13 protein-coding genes are annotated in these 18327 nt (G+C 50.1%); all 13 read left to right on the forward strand.

What is annotated here, in order from left to right:
• The first annotated feature begins 44 nt into the window (after window positions 1-44).
• The 13 genes from FE783_RS23165 to FE783_RS23225 all read left to right on the forward strand — a co-directional run bounded on the left by FE783_RS23165 (window position 45) and on the right by FE783_RS23225 (window position 17975).
• The gene (locus FE783_RS23165; protein WP_138881772.1) at window positions 45-773 is read left to right on the forward strand and encodes a M23 family metallopeptidase; all 729 of its coding nucleotides are present in this window, start codon (window positions 45-47) and stop codon (window positions 771-773) included.
• Window positions 774-965: 192 nt separating this feature from the next.
• The gene (gene spoIIID / locus FE783_RS23170) at window positions 966-1250 is read left to right on the forward strand and encodes a sporulation transcriptional regulator SpoIIID (protein ID WP_138881773.1); all 285 of its coding nucleotides are present in this window, start codon (window positions 966-968) and stop codon (window positions 1248-1250) included.
• 226 nt (window positions 1251-1476) lie between these two features.
• Window positions 1477-2478, forward strand: coding sequence for a rod shape-determining protein (mreB, locus tag FE783_RS23175; RefSeq protein ID WP_138881774.1), 1002 nt, complete (start codon window positions 1477-1479; stop codon window positions 2476-2478).
• Window positions 2479-2560: 82 nt separating this feature from the next.
• Complete coding sequence (locus FE783_RS23180; protein ID WP_138881775.1) at window positions 2561-3457, forward strand: flagellar hook-basal body protein; 897 nt, start codon at window positions 2561-2563, stop codon at window positions 3455-3457.
• A 12-nt stretch (window positions 3458-3469) separates the two neighbouring features.
• Entirely contained in the window at window positions 3470-4342 is an 873-nt protein-coding gene (locus FE783_RS23185; RefSeq protein WP_138881776.1) for a flagellar hook-basal body protein, read from the forward strand.
• A 23-nt stretch (window positions 4343-4365) separates the two neighbouring features.
• Window positions 4366-4620: a DNA-directed RNA polymerase subunit beta gene (locus tag FE783_RS23190; protein ID WP_138881777.1), complete on the forward strand. Its 255-nt coding sequence runs from the start codon at window positions 4366-4368 to the stop codon at window positions 4618-4620.
• Window positions 4621-4842: 222 nt separating this feature from the next.
• Window positions 4843-5367 carry a CDP-alcohol phosphatidyltransferase family protein gene (locus tag FE783_RS23195; RefSeq protein WP_138881778.1) on the forward strand — a complete coding sequence of 175 codons (525 nt, stop codon included), beginning with the start codon at window positions 4843-4845 and terminating at the stop codon, window positions 5365-5367.
• Window positions 5368-5548: 181 nt separating this feature from the next.
• Window positions 5549-5977, forward strand: a complete 429-nt coding sequence (gene fabZ, locus FE783_RS23200) for a 3-hydroxyacyl-ACP dehydratase FabZ (RefSeq protein ID WP_138881779.1) — start codon at window positions 5549-5551, stop codon at window positions 5975-5977.
• Window positions 5978-6028: 51 nt separating this feature from the next.
• Window positions 6029-7738: a phospho-sugar mutase gene (locus FE783_RS23205; protein WP_238403215.1), complete on the forward strand. Its 1710-nt coding sequence runs from the start codon at window positions 6029-6031 to the stop codon at window positions 7736-7738.
• 126 nt (window positions 7739-7864) lie between these two features.
• Entirely contained in the window at window positions 7865-9892 is a 2028-nt protein-coding gene (locus FE783_RS23210) for a DUF5693 family protein (RefSeq protein WP_138881781.1), read from the forward strand.
• The gene (csaB, locus tag FE783_RS23215) at window positions 9877-10989 is read left to right on the forward strand and encodes a polysaccharide pyruvyl transferase CsaB (protein WP_138881782.1); all 1113 of its coding nucleotides are present in this window, start codon (window positions 9877-9879) and stop codon (window positions 10987-10989) included. The genes FE783_RS23210 and csaB overlap by 16 nt, the downstream gene beginning before the upstream one ends.
• Before the next feature lie 226 nt (window positions 10990-11215).
• Entirely contained in the window at window positions 11216-12301 is a 1086-nt protein-coding gene (locus tag FE783_RS23220) for an MraY family glycosyltransferase (protein ID WP_138881783.1), read from the forward strand.
• Between the two features lie 277 nt (window positions 12302-12578).
• Window positions 12579-17975, forward strand: a complete 5397-nt coding sequence (locus FE783_RS23225; RefSeq protein WP_138881784.1) for an S-layer homology domain-containing protein — start codon at window positions 12579-12581, stop codon at window positions 17973-17975.
• The last annotated feature ends 352 nt before the right edge of the window (window positions 17976-18327 follow it).

Genomic DNA, 18327 nt, shown 5'->3' on the forward strand with positions numbered 1-18327 from the left:
AAAACCTATTGAACTGGCAACAATGGTGACTGAGGTGATATAACATGAGTGATCAAAACAAAGAAAAAGAGTTGCAAACCGAAAGTGCTCCAAAATCGACCGATGGAGCCGCAAAATCTTCCGGATGGAAAAGACTGATGGCCAAAAAATGGGTATTCCCGGCGACTTACATGGCAGCAGCGGCAATTATCTTAACGTTAATGTGGGTCTACACGGATTCGGGCGTGAAGAACTTGTCCGAAAACGAGCTGGGCCTCGACGTTGCCAACACGCAATCCGTTACTGACGCCACGAACAAGCCGGGTGCGCTTGCGGTAGCAGCCAATGCCGAAACGATGCAATGGCCGGTGAAGGACCGTAACGAAGTCGAAGTGCTGATGCAGTTCTTTGACAGCAAGTCTTCCAATGAAGTTCGTCAAGCCGCTATGATCGAGTATGGCGACACGCTGACCCCGCACGTAGGAGTCGACTTCGCCCGTCAGGACGACAAACCGTTCGATGTGGTGGCGGCCATGAGCGGAAAAGTGACGAGAGTGGAGAAAGACCCGATTGTCGGTCAACTGGTGGAGATTACGCATAACGACGGAACCGTAACGATTTATCAAAGCTTGTCCGACGTGAAGGTAGCCAAAGACGTACAAGTCAAGAAGGGCGACGTCATCGCCGTCTCCGGGCGCAACGAGCTGGAAAAGGATATGGGCATGCACGTTCACTTCGAGGTTCGGCAAAATGGAGCCCCTGTCAATCCGGAGTCGCTTATCGGCGAGAAATAAGGTACATAACAGGACTGAAGCAGAAGGTGCGCCTTCTGCTTTTTTTGTCGTTTCCATGGATAAACGGGCGAATGGATCGCTTTACCGCAAAAATAATTGAACAGGCAAGCTTGTCAGGCTTGGAAACAAAGAATATATGGTCCTGCCCCTCATATAATGTACCAAACCAACTCGAGTAGGGAGGCGAGGGGCGTGCACGATTACATCAAAGAACGTACAATCAAAATCGGTCGCAGTCTTGTGGAGACCAGGCAAACGGTGCGCACGATTGCCAAGGAGTTCGGCGTTTCGAAAAGTACGGTCCATAAAGATTTGACGGAAAGGCTGCCCGAGATTAATCCGGAATTGGCGAATCAAGTGAAGCTGATTTTGGAATATCACAAGTCGATCCGGCATTTAAGAGGAGGAGAAGCTACGAAGGTGAAATACAAGCGTACCCGCCAAAAGCCGGCCGACCATCTGGTCACGGTCCGATAACCGGGCGCCCTGCAAGAAAGTAGTCCCGTCCCTCTCTGTGAGGTGTTGCCGCGTTGTTCAATTCGGATTAAACTTTGCGGGAAACAACGAATGGAAAAGAGGAGTTTTGAAAAAACTGTCGAATTAAGTATACTTATGTGTATGTAGGTATCGTACGGAATGCTCGCCAGCGGTGGAAATATCGCGTGGCCGCTATGGTTCCGTAATGTTCTCGGGAGGATGCAGGATGTTTAGCAAAGATATCGGAATCGATTTGGGTACGGCCAATGTGTTGATTCATGTCAAAGGGCGCGGCGTCGTATTGGATGAACCATCCGTCGTGGCGATCGAAAGCGAGACGAAACGGTTGCTCGCCGTCGGCGAGGAGGCCCATCGGATGGTCGGCCGTACGCCCGGCAATATTGTGGCGATTCGCCCCTTGAAGGACGGAGTCATTGCCGATTTTGAAATTACCGAACTCATGTTGAAGCATTTTATTTTGAAAATCGGCGGAAAGCGTTGGTTCAGTCATCCTAGAATTCTGATCTGTGCTCCAGCCAACATCACTTCCGTAGAGCAGAAGGCGATTCGCGAGGCTGCCGAACGCAGCGGAGCGAGGGAAGTATATTTGGAAGAGGAACCAAAGGCCGCCGCGATCGGGGCTGGAATGGACATATTCCAGCCCAGCGGCAATATGGTTGTCGATATTGGCGGAGGGACTACGGATGTCGCCGTGTTGTCCATGGGTGACATCGTAACCTCCTCTTCCATTAAAGTTGCGGGGGACAAGTTCGACGCGGCGATCATGAAATATATCAAGTCCAAGTACAAGTTGTTGATCGGGGAGCGTACTTCCGAGGATATCAAGCTCAAGATCGGGACCGTATATTCGGATTTGCGTAAAGAGGAAATGGACATTCGCGGCCGGGATATGGTTTCGGGCCTGCCGCTGACGGTGACCATTCGATCGGACGAAGTGAAGGAAGCGTTATTCGAAAGCGTATCTGCGATCGTTTCCGCCGCCAAAGTAGTGCTCGAGCGTACTCCTCCGGAATTGTCGGCCGATATTATCGATCGGGGCGTCATTTTGACCGGGGGCGGGGCGCTGCTGCACGGCATCGACCAGCTGCTGGCGGACGAGCTGAAGGTACCCGTTCTCATTGCCGACAATCCGATGAGCTGCGTCGTACGAGGGACGGGCATCATGCTGGATAACTTGGATAAAGTGTCTAAGAAAAAATTCGGGTAATTTTCCGATACATATAGTATGGAAAGCTCAGCTTATGCTTACGAAGTAACTTTCCTTGCGAAAAGTTTTCAGGAGGTCCCCCATGCTAAGAGGACTATATACCGCAACCGCCGGCATGCTGACACAGCAGCGCAAGCACGACACGATAACGAACAACATCGCCAACATCAACACGCCCGGCTTCAAGCAAAGCCGAGCGGTTTCCCGTTCATTCCCGGAAATGCTCATCGGGCTCATGGAAGGCAAGCCCGGGATGGAAGTGATGAACAAAGGCAGGCTGAATACGGGTGTTTTGGCGGAAGAGGCATTAACGGTCAACGTGCAGGGCGAACTCCGCGAAACTTCCAATCCGTTCGATTTCGCGATCGTATCCGACATCCAAGTGGACGGGCTTCGATTCGATGGCGGCAAGACGATTACGGAAGACGGACAGCGCATTTTTCAGCCGCAAGCTTTTTTCACGGTAGCCGCCGCAGACGGAGTGGAGCGGTATACGCGCAACGGCAAGTTCAGCGTTAATGAGCAAGGCGAGCTGAGGACAGCGGAAGGATTCCGCGTTCTCGGTGAGAACCGGCAGCCGATCATACTGCTGGATTCGGTTACGCAAATTCCGATTACGAATGTGACTGTAAATAAATACGGACAACTGCTTGATTCCATGAATGGACAAGCTCTGCTCGACGCACAAGGCAACCCGATCCGCATGCTTTTATCCCGGGTAGAGAATCCGATCCGCATGATTCCGGAAGGGTCCGGCCTGTTCCGCATGGAGCAGGGCGATGAAGGGACAGTAACGCAGGTGGCGGTTGCCGACAACGTCGAAGTGAAGCAAGGCTTCATGGAAGCATCCAACGTCGATCCGACTCAGGCGATGGTCGATATCATGATGGCTACCCGCATGTATGAGGCCAATCAGAAAGTAATACAAGCGTACGATAAAAGCATGGAAAAAGCGGTTAACGAAATTGGCAGAGTATAAGAGGAGTAGCGTATGAACCATTCGATGATCAATTCGCTCGTCTCCATGCAGGGGCTTCAACAGAAGCTGGACATCGTCGCGAACAATATGGCCAATATCAATACGACCGGCTTTAAACGGAAGGAAGCGACATTCCACGACGTATTGACTACAACGATGCGTCAGCCGGATACGTTTCAGCAAGTAGGACGGCTGTCCCCGCTCGGATTGACTCAAGGCTGGGGCGCCAAGCTTAGTCAGATTCAAACGCTGATGGCCCAAGGGTCGCTCCAGCAGACGGATATGCCTACCGATTTGGCAATCGAAGGAGATGCGTTATTCGAAGTAACCATACCTACCGTTGACGGGGACGGACAGCCGGGGCAGCGGACCGCATGGACACGCGACGGCGCCTTTTCCCTAAAGGCTCAGCCGGGTGACACGGAGAACGTCTATTTGACGACCCAAGAAGGACATCTCGTATTGGGGACGGACGATCAGCCGATTCGGGTACCGAATTATCACCGGATCAAGGTAGAGACTGACGGAACCATTATGGCCTATAACGATTTTCAGCCGGGAGAGCCGCCTGTACAGGCCGGAAGTCTGAAGCTGGTGCAAGTCGTACGTCCTCAGCTGTTGCAAAATATAGGCGACAATTTGTATACGATTCCCGATGCGATCGATCCCGCGCTCGGAGAAGTGTTACGGGTCGTAGCTTTCGACGGGGCAAACCCGGAAGCGGCAAAAGTAAAAGTGCAGCAAGGTTTTTTGGAGCAATCCAACGTCAATCTGACCGAAGAAATGACGGAGCTGATGCTGACGCAACGGGCGTTTCAATTAAACGCCAAGGCGCTTACTTCCGCCGACAACATGATGTCTTTGGCCAATTCACTTCGCGGCTAATTCGACGTTCGAGGAGGCCCGCAATGAATGATAAAGAAACGAATGTCCGTCCTAAACCGAAAGCGCAAGCAAGTGCCGCGCCAAAGCGGAAGCTGAGGCGTCGATGGGTCCGCATGCTGCTGTGGCTGCTCAAAGTGATGCTCGTTCCGGCTTTGTGCATCATAGCTCTGTGCGGCGGCCTGTGGCTCGGGTATGTGTATATTGGAGGTAAAGATGGGGCGGACGTTTGGCAATGGAGCACTTGGAAGCATTTGTTCGACCTTGTTTTTGCAAGTTAGGGTGAAATTACAGCTGTTTATTTGTAATTTCACCCTAGGATGATTTTCCGGGTATTTCGGAAATTCATCCCTAGGATGATTTTCTGGCTAACTCCGGAAATTCATCCCAGGTACCCCTACACGCTGCGGCTTCACACACTCCCCGGATCGGGGAGTTTTATTTTTGGGGTAACAACGGTATAATGGTTAGGTGTGGAAGTACGATCCGGGGGAGCGAAACGGGTGAACTTGCCAAATCTTTTGACGTTAAGTCGATTTGGGTTGATCCCGATATACGTCGTCTTTTTTACCGCAAACCAACTCAAGACGGCCTTTTTGATCGTCGTATTGGCGGGGGCGACCGATATATTGGACGGCTATTTGGCCAGGAAGCGGGGACAGATTACACAAGTAGGCGCCATGCTTGATCCGCTGGCCGACAAGTGTATGATGCTGACCGTAATCATCTCGCTGCTCGTATCCGGGATGATTCCGTGGATGGTGGCGGTTGCCATGTTTATTCGTGATGCGGGCATGATCGTCGGATCGGCGTTCTTTCATTTTCGCGGCAAACAGACGGTGCCGGCCAACAGCTTGGGTAAACTGACGACCGTATTGTATTATTTTGCTTTTTTATTTATTTTTTTCGATTTCTCGTTCGCGATCGCTTATCTCTGGTTCGTGGTCGGTGTATCGTTCGTAACGTCAATCATTTATATCATCTTGTTCCTGTCTTTAAACAGGGAAAACCATACGATGAATCAATAAGAAAACAGCTTTCGTAGTCAAACGTTAGTAAAAAGGAGCATATGTATAGGACTATATCGGAGTCCATATACTTATGCTCCCTTATATCAACCTTCACTACTGCAGATCGCGAAGGGACATTCACTAGTTTAAGTACATTCAGACTATTTTATGCAGGGGTCGAGGAAAGGGGCCGAGATGGATGATGGATAGCAGGCAAATTCAGGAGACGATACCGCACCGGTATCCGTTCTTGCTCGTGGATCGAATTTTGGAAGTGCAGGAAGGCGTACGTGCGGTCGGCTTGAAAAACGTAACGATTAACGAACCGTTTTTTGTCGGTCATTTTCCCGGATACCCGGTTATGCCCGGCGTACTGATTGCGGAAGCACTTGCTCAAGTGGCTGCCGTGGCGATGCTCAGCTCGGAGGCGAACCGGGGCAAAATCGGACTGCTTGCCGGCATTGACGAATTCCGATTCCGGGATCAAGTGAAGCCGGGGGACACACTCATTCTGGAAATGGAAATTACCCGGATGAAAGGAACGATCGGCAAAGGACGCGGCGTTGCCAAAGTAGGTGAGCGAATCGTGGCCGAAGGTGAGCTGATGTTCGCATTGGCTAATCCATGAGCGGCAAGCCCGAAAGATCGGCTATCATTTTGAGATTGGGAGAGATGAGTGTTGAGTCTTGATTATGCATGGGCACAATATGAGCTATGGCTGAACGATCCATTGATCGACGAAGAAACGAAGCGCGAGCTTGCATCGCTGCAAGGAAACGATAAAGAGTTGGAGGACCGGTTTTACCGCGATCTCGAATTCGGGACCGGGGGGCTGCGCGGAGTAATCGGCGCCGGAACGAATCGGATGAACCGGTACACGATTGCCAAAGCGACGCAAGGTCTCGCACAGTTCATTCTGCATCAGGCTCAAGGACGCTCTTCCTCTGTTGCCATTGCTTATGATTCCCGCAACCAGTCTCCGGAGTTCGCACTCGAAGCCGCTTTGGTTTTAGCTGGAAACGGAGTGAAGGCTTACGTGTTCGAGTCGCTCCGTCCAACACCCGAATTATCTTTTGCCGTACGTCATTTGGGCTGTTCGGGTGGCATCGTCATAACGGCCAGTCATAATCCGCCCGAATACAACGGATATAAGGTATATGGAAACGATGGCGGACAACTCGTACCTCACGATGCCGAACGCGTTTTGGCGGAAATTCATACGGTCGATGCGCTGTCCCGAATTAAGAGGATGGAACGCGATCAGGCAGAAGCGAAAGAACTTCTACAATGGATCGGCTCCGATGTGGACGAGGCATTCGTTCAATCGGTAGCGGGAGTAAGCTTGCATGTGGATACAGTAAAGAAGGTCAGTAGCCAATTCAACATTTTATATACGCCTCTGCATGGAGCCGGAAATTTATCCGTGCGAAACGTGCTCCAGCGGATCGGGTTTGACAACGTTCACGTCGTCCCCGAACAAGAGAAGCCCGACGCCAACTTCTCGACAGTGAAATCGCCGAATCCGGAAGAACGGGAAGCGTTCTCGATAGCGCTCGGAATGGCTAATGAAAAGAAAGCCGATATTATTATCGGAACGGACCCGGACTGCGACAGAATGGGTGCGGTCGTGCAAAACGATCAAGGCGAATTTATAGTGCTGAACGGCAATCAGTCCGGCGCAATCATGGCATACTACGTACTGGACAGCTTGAGGCAGCGAGGCGAGCTTCCGGATAACGGCGTTTTGATCAAGACGATTGTCACGAGCGAGATGGGTGCCGTCATCGCCGAAAGCTTCGGTGTCCATACGATCAACACGTTAACCGGCTTCAAATATATCGGCGAGAAAATGACGGAATACGAGAAAACGGGCCAATACCGGTTTTTATTCGGTTACGAGGAAAGCTACGGCTATTTGGCCGGCACGTATTGCCGCGACAAGGATGCGGTACTGGCTTCGATGCTCATCTGCGAAGCGGCCGCTTTCTATAAAAGCCAAGGCAAGACGCTGTACGACGTTCTGCAAGAGTTGTACGGCAAGTACGGATATTTTAAGGAGCAGCTGGAGTCCCGCACGATGAAGGGGAAAGACGGCTTGGAGAAAATAAGAGGCATTATGGAAGACTGGCGCAGCAATCCTCCTGCCGCCGTTGCTGGCGTATCGGTCGTCAGTGTCCAGGATTACTCGAAAGGGATCGATGGGCTACCCGCCGAAAATGTGCTCAAGTATACGCTTGCGGATGACTCGTGGTTCTGTCTGCGTCCTTCCGGCACAGAGCCGAAAATCAAAATGTATTTCGCCGTTCGCGGCACTTCCGGCGAGGTTGCGGGTGAGCGGCTCGAGCAGCTTCGCGTCGCGGTTATGTCCCGGGTAGATCAATTCCAATAGAAGAAAGATACCTCTTTGACGTGTGTCGTCCCGCACGAACTCGTGCCGCGCCGCGCATGTCAAAGAGGTTTTCCGGGTTTTCAACCAGGATTGCAAACATACGACACGTAACAAGGAGTGAATGGTTTGCTTCAGCGATATTTATCGGTGAATGAGCGAGGACGGAAGTGGCTGTGGTGGTTGGTCGTGCTCGGACTGATCGCAACGCTGCCGCTGGCGTTTAAACGGGTACAAACGGAACGATCCACGAAAAACGTAGAGATTGTGTTCGATTACCGCGACCTTCTGGAAGCGTCGGCTTATCGGCCGAATCCCGAATCTTATATTCAGGAAAAGCTGAAACTGATGAAAGAGGCCGGCATCGGCAGCATGGCCGTCTACGAAAGTTCTTTGGATGAATTGAAAAACAGCCGGCGCATTCAAGTCTATACGCCCCAAGAATATTCGTTGCTGACGGGAAAACCGTTAACTTCCGGCGAAAACAACACATATTTGTTGTTTACGAACACGGAGGCGCGGGACAAAATTCAGCCCATTATCGAGAAGACCTATAAGGAACGGTTAAAGGTGAACATCAGCTCTTGGTCTTACAACAATAGACCCGGGCTCATTATAAGCCTGCCTTATGAAGAGGCGAACACGAAGCCGCTCGAGCCGGATCCGATTACGATGGATATGCTGCAGAACCAAGGTTTTCGCCTTGTCGCCCGTATATCGAACCGGATGCAGCCGTTTACGGAGGAAGAGCTGGACGGCTTGTTTAGGAAGCTGAGTCAGCGCGATATCAAACGAATCGTATTCGACGGCAATGCCGTTACCGGCTATGACGAGGATCCGGAAGAAAGTCATGTCAAGCTTACGGCGGAATTAATGAAAAAATACGAGCTCGGCGGAGCGATTATCGACCGGCTGAAGGCGCCGCAGAAAGGGTTTAACGTTCCATTCGTGAAGGAGCTCGACTATAATGTAGTCCGCCTTTTCCCTTTGTATGAAACGGAGGCGAACCTGAAGCCAGAGGTTATAGCGGACAAGCTTGTGCTTGCCGTTAAAGACCGTAATTTGCGTATGCTGTTCTTAAATACGAGAGCCGCGAAAGATATGGATAAAGGGTATATCAACGATTATCTGGACAATATTATCGGCAGCTTGACCGGTCCTGAAGAAGCTCCTTCCGAAGGTGCGGTGGCCCGAATCCAGAAGCTGGGATACGATATCGACGAAGCGCATGCCTTCGTCATTCATGGGGATCCGTGGAAACCGTTAAAGCTGCTGCTGCTTGTTGCGGGAGCCGCCTTAATCGCGCTCACGATCGGATTGTACTTCCCTGTGCTTACATCGGCATCGTTCGTTGTAGGGGCAATAGGCGTGTTAGGACTCTATGTGCTGTCGAACTCTCTTGCGCTACAGGCTATGGCGTTCGGAGTCGGGGTATGCGCGCCTACCTTGTCAACGATTTTGGCGATTCGATATATACGTCAGAACAAAGGGAATAAAGGCGGGTCCGCTTGGGGCCGCGCGCTCGTCATATTCCTTGGAGCATCCTTGCTGACGATCGTGGGGGTATTATATGTCGTCGGTTTGTTGAGCGGTATCACTTACTATTTGGTGCTTGAACAATACCGTGGCGTCGCCTTGCTGCATCTGCTGCCGATTGCGCTTGTGGGCATATATGCTCTGCTGTTCGCCGATTCCATCAAGATAAGCGATTTGACAGCGCGTATAAAGTCGATATTGTTTGCCAAAATAACGGTATTATGGATTGTGCTCGCCGCGGTATTCGGCGGCGCCATCTACTATTACTTGACTCGAACCGGGAATGAAGGACAAGCCTCTCAGATGGAGAAGCTGTTCCGCACGTATTTGGAAAACGGCTTGGGCGTCCGCCCCCGGTTCAAAGAATTTGTGTTCGCGCATCCGTTGTTTATTTTCGCAGCTTATCTGTTCATGAAGCACCGGAACGCGATTTACTTGTTCGCCGGCGCGGTGATGGGACAGTTGTCGATTATCGACACATTTGCCCATCTGCATACGCCGTTGTACATTTCGTTTATTCGGATCGGACTAGGCATCGCATTCGGCATCGTCATTAGCTTGGCATACGTCGCGGTGTGGGAATTGCTCGCGAGAGGATGGCGCAGATGGGCACCCAGGTGAAGCGGATAGCTCTATCCGGTTATTACGGATTCGGCAATAGCGGGGACGAAGCGGTACTTCAATCGATCTTGTTCGCGCTCCAGGCTGAAGGGGAAAGGCAAGGAGTACGGATAGAGCCTGTCGTATTATCTATTCGGCCCGAGGAAACTTCCCGTATGTACGGAGTTTCCGCCGTTCATCGCATGCGTTTTTCCGATGTTATGAAGGCATTGCGCGAATGCGACGGGCTGATCAGCGGCGGAGGCAGCTTGCTGCAGGATGCGACCGGTTTGAAAACGATCCCGTACTATTTGGCCGTTTTGAAGCTGGCACAATTTTACCGGAAACCTACATTTATATACGCGCAAGGTATAGGGCCGGTCCACCGGCCGATGTTTTACCCATTTATTCGGAACGTTTTTAACAAATGCAGGTACATTTCCGTTCGGGATGAGGAATCTTCAACTTTGCTCGGAAAAATGGGAATCGACAGGAAACAAGTCGAAGTAGTACCCGATCCGGTTATGGGACTTCCCATGAAGGAAGGAGCGCTGCGTTCCCGGCATACAAAGCCGGTCGTCGGCATTTCGGTACGATTTTGGAATCGGGACCGTTCGGAACTGGACGGTCTTGCCAAATCGCTTCGTAAGATTGCTGAACGGCGGTCGGTCACGTTGCGATTTCTGCCTTTTCACTTGCCGGACGATACGGATGCTTCCCGATATGTGATGGAACGAATCGGCTCCATGTCCGAGGGATCGGATATGGACATCATCGAGAACGCGGTCCATCCGCAAGATATGCTAGCCGAAGTCAGTGCATGTGACCTGTTGATCGGTATGAGGCTTCATTCGTTGATTTATGCGGCCTCCCAGGAAGTTCCGCTGATCGGTATTTCCTACGATCCGAAGATCGACCAGTTTTTGAACCGGCTCGGAATGAAAGCTGCAACCGCTACGACCGGCTTCGATTCCTTGGCTGTAGCCGAGGAGGCTTTAAAGGGATTGGATCATCGCGAAGGCTGGATGGCTTCTACAAAGGATGCGATCGTCCGATTGAAACGACAGGCGCAGAAGCCCGCCGAGCAAATTGTCTCGTTTGTGAATTCCGCCAAGTAACAGCTTAAACAATTGCCCCGCAGAGAGAAGTCGAGCAACGGATTTCCGCTGCACGAGAATGTCCGAAAAGTTTGTAAATGGGATTGAAATTTGCCTAAAAACAACGCTTTTTGCTTTATTTCGCATTGGAGTTCCGTTTCGATTCGGGGTATAATAGGACCATTGGTCTTTGAGACAAAGATGTATGGGGGATTCGCAGACAGATAATGGGGGTGGGGACAGTCGGATGGAGTATTTATACTACGGCATCGGTTTTCTCGCAGCATGTGCATTAGCCGTCATCCTGACACCTGCAGTAAAGCGGTTTGCCTTCTTTGTGGGAGCGGTAGATAAGCCGAATCAACGCAAAGTACATACGCGCATTATGCCGCGTCTAGGCGGTTTGGCCGTATTTTTGGCATTCGTAGGGGCTTTTTTCGTCATCGCGCCGATGACGGACGATTTGAACTGGAGAGTCGCATCCGCCCTTCTGATCGGAGGTTCGCTGATCGTTTTGGTCGGAGCGTTGGACGATAGATTCGATTTGTCGCCGAAGACGAAGCTGCTTGTGGAATTGGTGGCTGCGATGGTTATCGTGTTCTACGGGGACATTCAGATCGATTTGGTCAATTTGCCGTTTGGCGATGTATTTGAACCGAAATGGTTGAGCGTTCCGCTCACGATTCTTTGGATCGTAGGCGTTACGAACGCGGTTAATTTGATCGACGGCCTGGATGGCTTGGCCGCTGGCGTATCCGGGATCGCCAATGCAACGATGCTCGTAATGGCCATCATGATGGGGAACGTTACGGTTATTCTCTTTAGTGCTCTACTGCTCGGAAGCATTATCGGCTTCCTATTTTACAACTTCCATCCTGCCAAAATTTTTATGGGCGATTCGGGCGCGCTGTTTCTCGGCTTTTGTCTGGCGACGTTGTCGGTGCTCGGGTTCAAGCAAATTACATTCGTATCGTTTATCGTTCCGATTCTGATTCTTGGCGTCCCGTTGTCGGACACGTTCTTTGCTATTGTGAGGCGGAAGCTTAACAAAATGCCGATATCGGTCGCGGACAAAAATCATTTGCACCATTGCTTGCTGCAGCTCGGGTTCGGCCACCGGAATACGGTGCTCGTCATTTACGGCGTTTCGCTCTTCTTCGGACTTTGCGCCATCCTGCTGTCGCAAACATCGCAATGGGTTGCGCTGGTACTCATTGCGGTTATCCTGTTCGTACTCCAAGTAGGGGCGGAAGCGATAGGGATCGTAAGCAAAAGCAAACGGCCCGTGTTGAACTTGTTTTTGCGAAGCAGGTCCAAGAACGTTTCCAAATAAACGCATATTAATGAAGAAATCCAACGAATCCCAGGCCGGAATGGCCGGGATTTTTTTTTGTCTTACTTTTTGCGCCGAAATCTATAAAATTTCGACTTGATTTGACCGATAACAAAACTACGAGAATCTTTTCATAGGGAGAAGTTTGCCCTGTTGGAATAAAGAGAGCAGCATGGAGAGGAAGGAGTAGAAAGGGGAATCGGAATTCATACCTTAATAGCTCAAGCGGCATGCAAAAAAATTCGTATAGTCAACACCCATTAAGGAGGAAACGGCTTTGAGAAAGACATATCGAAAATGGATGAGCCTAGTTCTCGTTCTGGCCATGCTGATGAGTCTGCTTCCGGCCATGAGCGCGTATGCGGCTACCGCGAGAATTACGATAAAAGGCGTATACGTCTCCGATACGCAGCCGACGGATGAATCGTTAATAACAAGATTGACGTCCAGTCCGGTCGACATATCGGCAACGATCGAGAACATCAGTGACTCGCAGCTGAGCGAGCTTTATTATGAAGTGACGAACATGACTACGACGAAAACGCCCGTTGTGGAAAAAACGAATAAGGCGCAAAAGTCCGACCAGTTCGATATCACTTTCAAAAATGTTACGTTTACGGAAGGTTTGAACAAAATCGTAATCAAGCTCGGTGAAACGAGCGTAATCTCTTCCGCTCCAGGGTGGGTTTATTTCACGCCTACAACTACGCTTACAACGATAAATATTAACGGACAAGCGTTTCAAGACGGCAAAATGTACCCGGAGAATCCGGCCCAATCTACCGTTCTGAATATTTCCGGAACCGCTCCGAATGCGACCGAGGTAAAGGCGTATACGGAAGGCAATCCGAATCCGATTAACGCGTATTTGAGCAACGGCGAATTTTTCTTTGTTGCCGACGATGTGAATAATTCGCAATCTACCGCCAACTTGCGTCTTCGTGCAGGGGATAACCCGATGACCATCATGGCCGTCAACAACACGAAGACGTATCAAATCAACAAAAATTTGATCTATAATAATGGCTTGCCCTTCGCGTTCAATGCCAAGATTAAAGAGCTTCCGACTCCGCCGGACCCAAGCATTGTCGCGAAGGACTTGATCAAAAATCCGACGGTTACGACTTCAAAGGTCAATATTTCGGCGCTTTTGAAAAACGATCTGACTACACTCGGAGATCTTCAATACAATTTCGTAGACGTGCTTGTCGGCGGTCAGAGATTCGGACCGTATAACTTGTCCGGTGCCGCAGCGGCTCCGAAAACGTCGGGCGTTGCTCCAAATATTGTGTATGAGGGACATAGCACGACGAGATTGTTTGTTTCCGGCGAAGCGTTGAGCAGCTCGATCAAATTGACGTTGACCGACAATGTCGGTGCCGTCGTTCTCCAAAACAAACCGCCCGAAGGCGTAAACTCGTCAAAAACGGCGGCCGTATATGACTTTCCAGCGGGGACGTTTCAAAAGGCTAAAAGCCCGTACAAGGTTGAGCTGCGTAACGGAGATGCTCCGGCGCCCGTATTGCATAAAGATCCATACTCCGTTACGGTTAACGCGCCCGCATCGCCATTGCCGCCGGTCGTAAGCACTACAGTACCGGAGATCGATGCAGTTTCCCCTGCCAGTCCGATATTTGCCAAAGCGGGACAAACTCCTATGCCGCAGCCGCAATTCGTTGTGGGCGGTGTATTAGATCCCGCGGACTTTGCGGTCAGCTATACCGATTTGACCGGCAAGCCGGTCGGTCAATCGGCGGTGGTAACGTCGAGTAATGACGGTACGAATACGACTCTTACTTTTGCGGGACCTACCGTTACGACGGAAGGATTATATAAGTACAAGCTGACTTACAAAAGCGTACCATTAACGGAAACAGCCTTCGAGATTGCGCGTAAAGATCCTGATTTGCCGACGGCACAAATTACCGGTTCGTTGAATATGACAAAGACGACTTCGCCAACGACGATTTATGTTGCGGGAACGAATTTGGGGACCATCGCCGGTGATATTGTTAATCCGCGGCTTGTCAATTTGAGCAATGCTGCCGATGTTATCCCTTTAAAGGTGTTCGAGGTTCGGGGGACAGCAATTTTGTTCCAGCCGATTGCCAACAATGCGGATCCATCGAATCCTGTTCTGGGGCAAACAAACTTGACATCAGGGGCCAACTATAAGATCACGTTCGAAAAACAGATGAGGTATCCGAACGGGGATCTGGTTACTGGTCTCATACCAACTGTTTCGACAGGAGATGTCGTAACAAACAGCGTTTACGTATCAACGGCAACGAGCCCGGCGAATGTCGACGCGGTTACGACTCCACAGGTACTGCTCTCCGAGGTAAATACGGCATCCTTTTCCGTTCAAGGAAACGGATTTACGGATTCCACGAGAGTGTCGGTCATCGTAGCGAATGAAGATGGAACGAACCAGCGCAGTGCCAGAATTGCTTCCGTATCACCTGACGGAAAAACGATTCTCGGCGATTTTACCAACATCTCGGGTATAAGCGCAGGTACTTATTTGTTAAGAGTTGCTTATAATAACGTCTTATTGGGTCAATATCCGTTCACGATCGCGGATCCGTCGCCGACCGGATTTACAACGTCGGGATCGACGATGAGCGTGACGGGCATCAATTTCGGAAGAGACATCTCCAAGCTGAAGCTCAGATTTGTATCCAACGATAATGCTTCCTATATATTGGAGGCTATGGCAACCGGGATCGTATCGGGCAGAACGGTTAACTTTACTAAACCGTCGGACCTGTCTAACGGGACTTATACAGTCAGCGTGCTCTACAATGACAACGTAGTAGGGAACCCGTTTGTATTTAGCGTCAGTGCGACAGCTTCGCAGCTGAATGAAGTTTCCGAATGGTCGCAGCCCGGAAAGTACAAGGTATTCAATTTCTCCGCCGATCTGGATATTCCGTCCGATCGGACGCAGTTGGTACAGTTTAAATTTTACAACACGATTACAGATGATATTCCGGTTACCGCGTATACGTTCAATTATGTAAATAATAGTTTGCCATACGTAGAGAGCGTGGATATGTTATCGGAGCGGGTAGTCAACAATATATCCGAGCTTCCGAAGACGTTCCGGGTGTTGGCCAATGCTCACACGCAAAAACTCAACTTGTACCTTGGGGAGTTCACGAACAATTCGAGCATTTATGCGACCGTTCCCTACGATACGGACAATCAACCGACAGATTCGACAACGGGAGTAAATTTACGCGTATTTACGTTTAGCCTTCCCGCTACAATCCCAAACGGACCGACGCAGCTAACGATCGTTCCAAGCTCGGATTCTACGTATGCGGATAAAACGAAGACGGCGGAAAATTTATCGGGCAAAAAGCAGTATGACTTGCTGATCTCGAATACGCCGTATTTGATCGTCAATAACATTTATAATGGCATGGTCGTGAAAACACCGGGTACGCAGATCACATGCGATCGCGGAGGATTGACCGGAAGCTGCGTATCGGGCCGCATCGTCAACATACCTAATGTAACGGCAGGCGGTGATAATCGAGTAGAAGTAACGCTGAACGGCATTGCCAATACCTCGATGCTGGTTGCTACGGACAATACGTTTACTTTATTGATTTCCGACCTGCGTGAAGGGAAGAACACGCTCGTCTTTAAAATTTATATCAACAAAGTTCTGGTTACGACTACTTCTTACGAGATATTTGTATTCAGCACCGACGCTCCGGAATTTATATCGGTGAATCCGGTCGAAACGACGGATGTGAAAAAATTTATAGCCGGAACAAATCCCGATACGTATGCGACGAGTGAAACAGCTGTTGCTTTCTCCGGTCAATTCGCTAATGCATCGGAAGTCAGGCTCACAGTCCGGACGAAGGATGCGAACGGGACGCCAGTCGTCAAATACGACCGACGCTATGGCAGCAATTACGGAAACATTGAACCACAAAGCAACAATCCAGGCTATTTCAACTCCATCGGATCGGGACAGTTCCGTACGAATTCGATACCGTTGTTGTCCAAAGGCGATACCATCTTCGAATTCTCAATTATGAATGCGTCGGGTATTACGGTGACGAAGGTTATTACTATTAACCGCGAGCCTCTACCTTATATCATCAAGTCCCCGAAACTAATCAAGAACGAGAAAAATGAGGATCAAGCCAATATCAACAGCAATTATGTCGAGGTGCAGATTGAAGCCGAGAACGCGACTTCCGTGTTATTCGGCAAAGAAGAAGCTGTTGTTCGCGAAGTGACGGAGAATGGCGTCAAGAAAAATCACTTTTTCTACGAAGTAACCGGATTGAAGGCCGGCAAAAATACAGTGAGGTTCACCGTAGTTCGCGGTACGGAGAAATCGAACGGCAGCTTCGTGCTGTATAATACGGATACGGCCGTTGAAGGAGCGCAATATAAAGCTCCGCTGCAATCGACCACGACCGTATTTGACGGCCAGCTTTCATTGAAATTTCCGAAAGGAACCAACTTCATTCGTAATGAGCCGGGAGCGATAAACCAATTCCTGACTTCGGACCGAAAAATTTTATACGGTATCGCCAGCAAAACGGACGGGCGCGTAGACAAAATCAAGCATCCTTCAGCTACGGACGGACAGATCGGCAATCCGAATCCCGTTATTGACGGCGTCGGCAAGCTGATGCTAACCGAAACGACAGGGCGCTTCCGCTCGGCCAGCAATTTGTTCTGGGTCGATGCCGGTACGATCAAGAAGAACGAAACGGATATGATCAAGGCATTAAACGGAAGCGGGCGGTTGCCTTACGACAAGGAAGAGTTTTATCTTAGAACGCAACAAGATATGGTTGTCCCGACCGAGCGCGGAACTCTTACCTTGAAGTATGACTCTTACATCCGGGATGATGCATGGAAGTACTTGAGCGTATATCATTTCGATATTTATGAGGACTACACGGGTATCGTTCAAGGTCGCTGGAAAAACCTCGGTGGCGTTGTCGATGCGGCTAAGAATACGATAACCGTACCGTTCGAGACATTCGGCTATTATCAAGTCGTGTATATGGACAAGAGCTTCGATGACGTGACTGGGCATCCTTGGGCTCGTAACGATCTGGATACACTTTACGCCAAAGGATATATGCAGAACAAGGAAAGCTCCAGCTTCGTACCAAACGATTCGATTACGAGAGGCGAATTCGCCACCATGCTCGTAAAAATATTTGACCTGCCTTTGCAATATACGGAAGTTCCGACTTTCTCAGACGTTCAAAGAGTAAATTTGCTAACCAAGCTGTACGACTATAAGTATATCGAGACGGCCGCGAAGGCCGGTATCGTGCGCGGAGCGGCCGGTGGCCGATTCATGCCGGATAACGCCGTTACCCGTCAGGATGCTGCGATCATGATTGCCAGAGCCGCCGATTTGAAGCTGCAATCGGAGTCCAACTTGGACAAAGTGTTGGCGAACTTGCGCAAATCATTTACCGACGGCGATAGCATCGATATTTACGCCAGAACGGCCGTAGAAGCCGTTACGAATGCAGGCTTGATCCAGGGTAAGGAAAACGTCTTGCTCCAGGGACAAACCAAAACGACCGTGCGGTTCGACCCGCTTGAAACGTTCACCCGGGCGGAAGCCGCTGCTGTTGCCATTCGCGTTCTGAAGAACCAGAAGAAAATACCGAAATAAAAGCGGGATAAGGCTGCCGGATCGGCTTCGATCCGGCAGTTTAATTTACGAAAAAATGGATGGAAACATGGAAAATACTTCGTAATGACGAATGTTGCAGATGCAGGTATACTTGGAATGTAGCAAACGATATACGAGCTGCTATACGCAAGGTTGGAAGCCCCAGAGGTTGAGCGCATCACATAGAAAAGTTTTTTCGAAAAGTCGCAACTTTTTTCGAAACGCTGCGTTTAATTAGGTGAACCGACAAACAACGCACAGCAAACACATAAGAAACCGGGCGCACAGTGGTACTTTTTCACAATTTATGCTTTACGGTATGAAAGCACCATTGTATAATGTTATAGTGGCG

Origin of the sequence: Paenibacillus mesophilus (genome assembly GCF_005938385.1) — a bacterium.
Taxonomy (GTDB): Bacteria; Bacillota; Bacilli; order Paenibacillales; family NBRC-103111; genus Paenibacillus_AB; species Paenibacillus_AB mesophilus.

Excerpts from the sequence above, each read along its gene's own strand:
- FE783_RS23165 (WP_138881772.1), top strand. The coding sequence starts at position 45 with ATGAGTGATCAAAACAAAGAAAAAGAGTTGCAAACCGAAAGTGCTCCA.
- csaB (WP_138881782.1), top strand. The coding sequence starts at position 9,877 with ATGGGCACCCAGGTGAAGCGGATAGCTCTATCCGGTTATTACGGATTC.
- FE783_RS23180 (WP_138881775.1), top strand. The coding sequence starts at position 2,561 with ATGCTAAGAGGACTATATACCGCAACCGCCGGCATGCTGACACAGCAG.
- FE783_RS23220 (WP_138881783.1), top strand. The coding sequence starts at position 11,216 with ATGGAGTATTTATACTACGGCATCGGTTTTCTCGCAGCATGTGCATTA.
- FE783_RS23185 (WP_138881776.1), top strand. The coding sequence starts at position 3,470 with ATGAACCATTCGATGATCAATTCGCTCGTCTCCATGCAGGGGCTTCAA.
- mreB (WP_138881774.1), top strand. The coding sequence starts at position 1,477 with ATGTTTAGCAAAGATATCGGAATCGATTTGGGTACGGCCAATGTGTTG.
- fabZ (WP_138881779.1), top strand. The coding sequence starts at position 5,549 with ATGATGGATAGCAGGCAAATTCAGGAGACGATACCGCACCGGTATCCG.
- FE783_RS23190 (WP_138881777.1), top strand. The coding sequence starts at position 4,366 with ATGAATGATAAAGAAACGAATGTCCGTCCTAAACCGAAAGCGCAAGCA.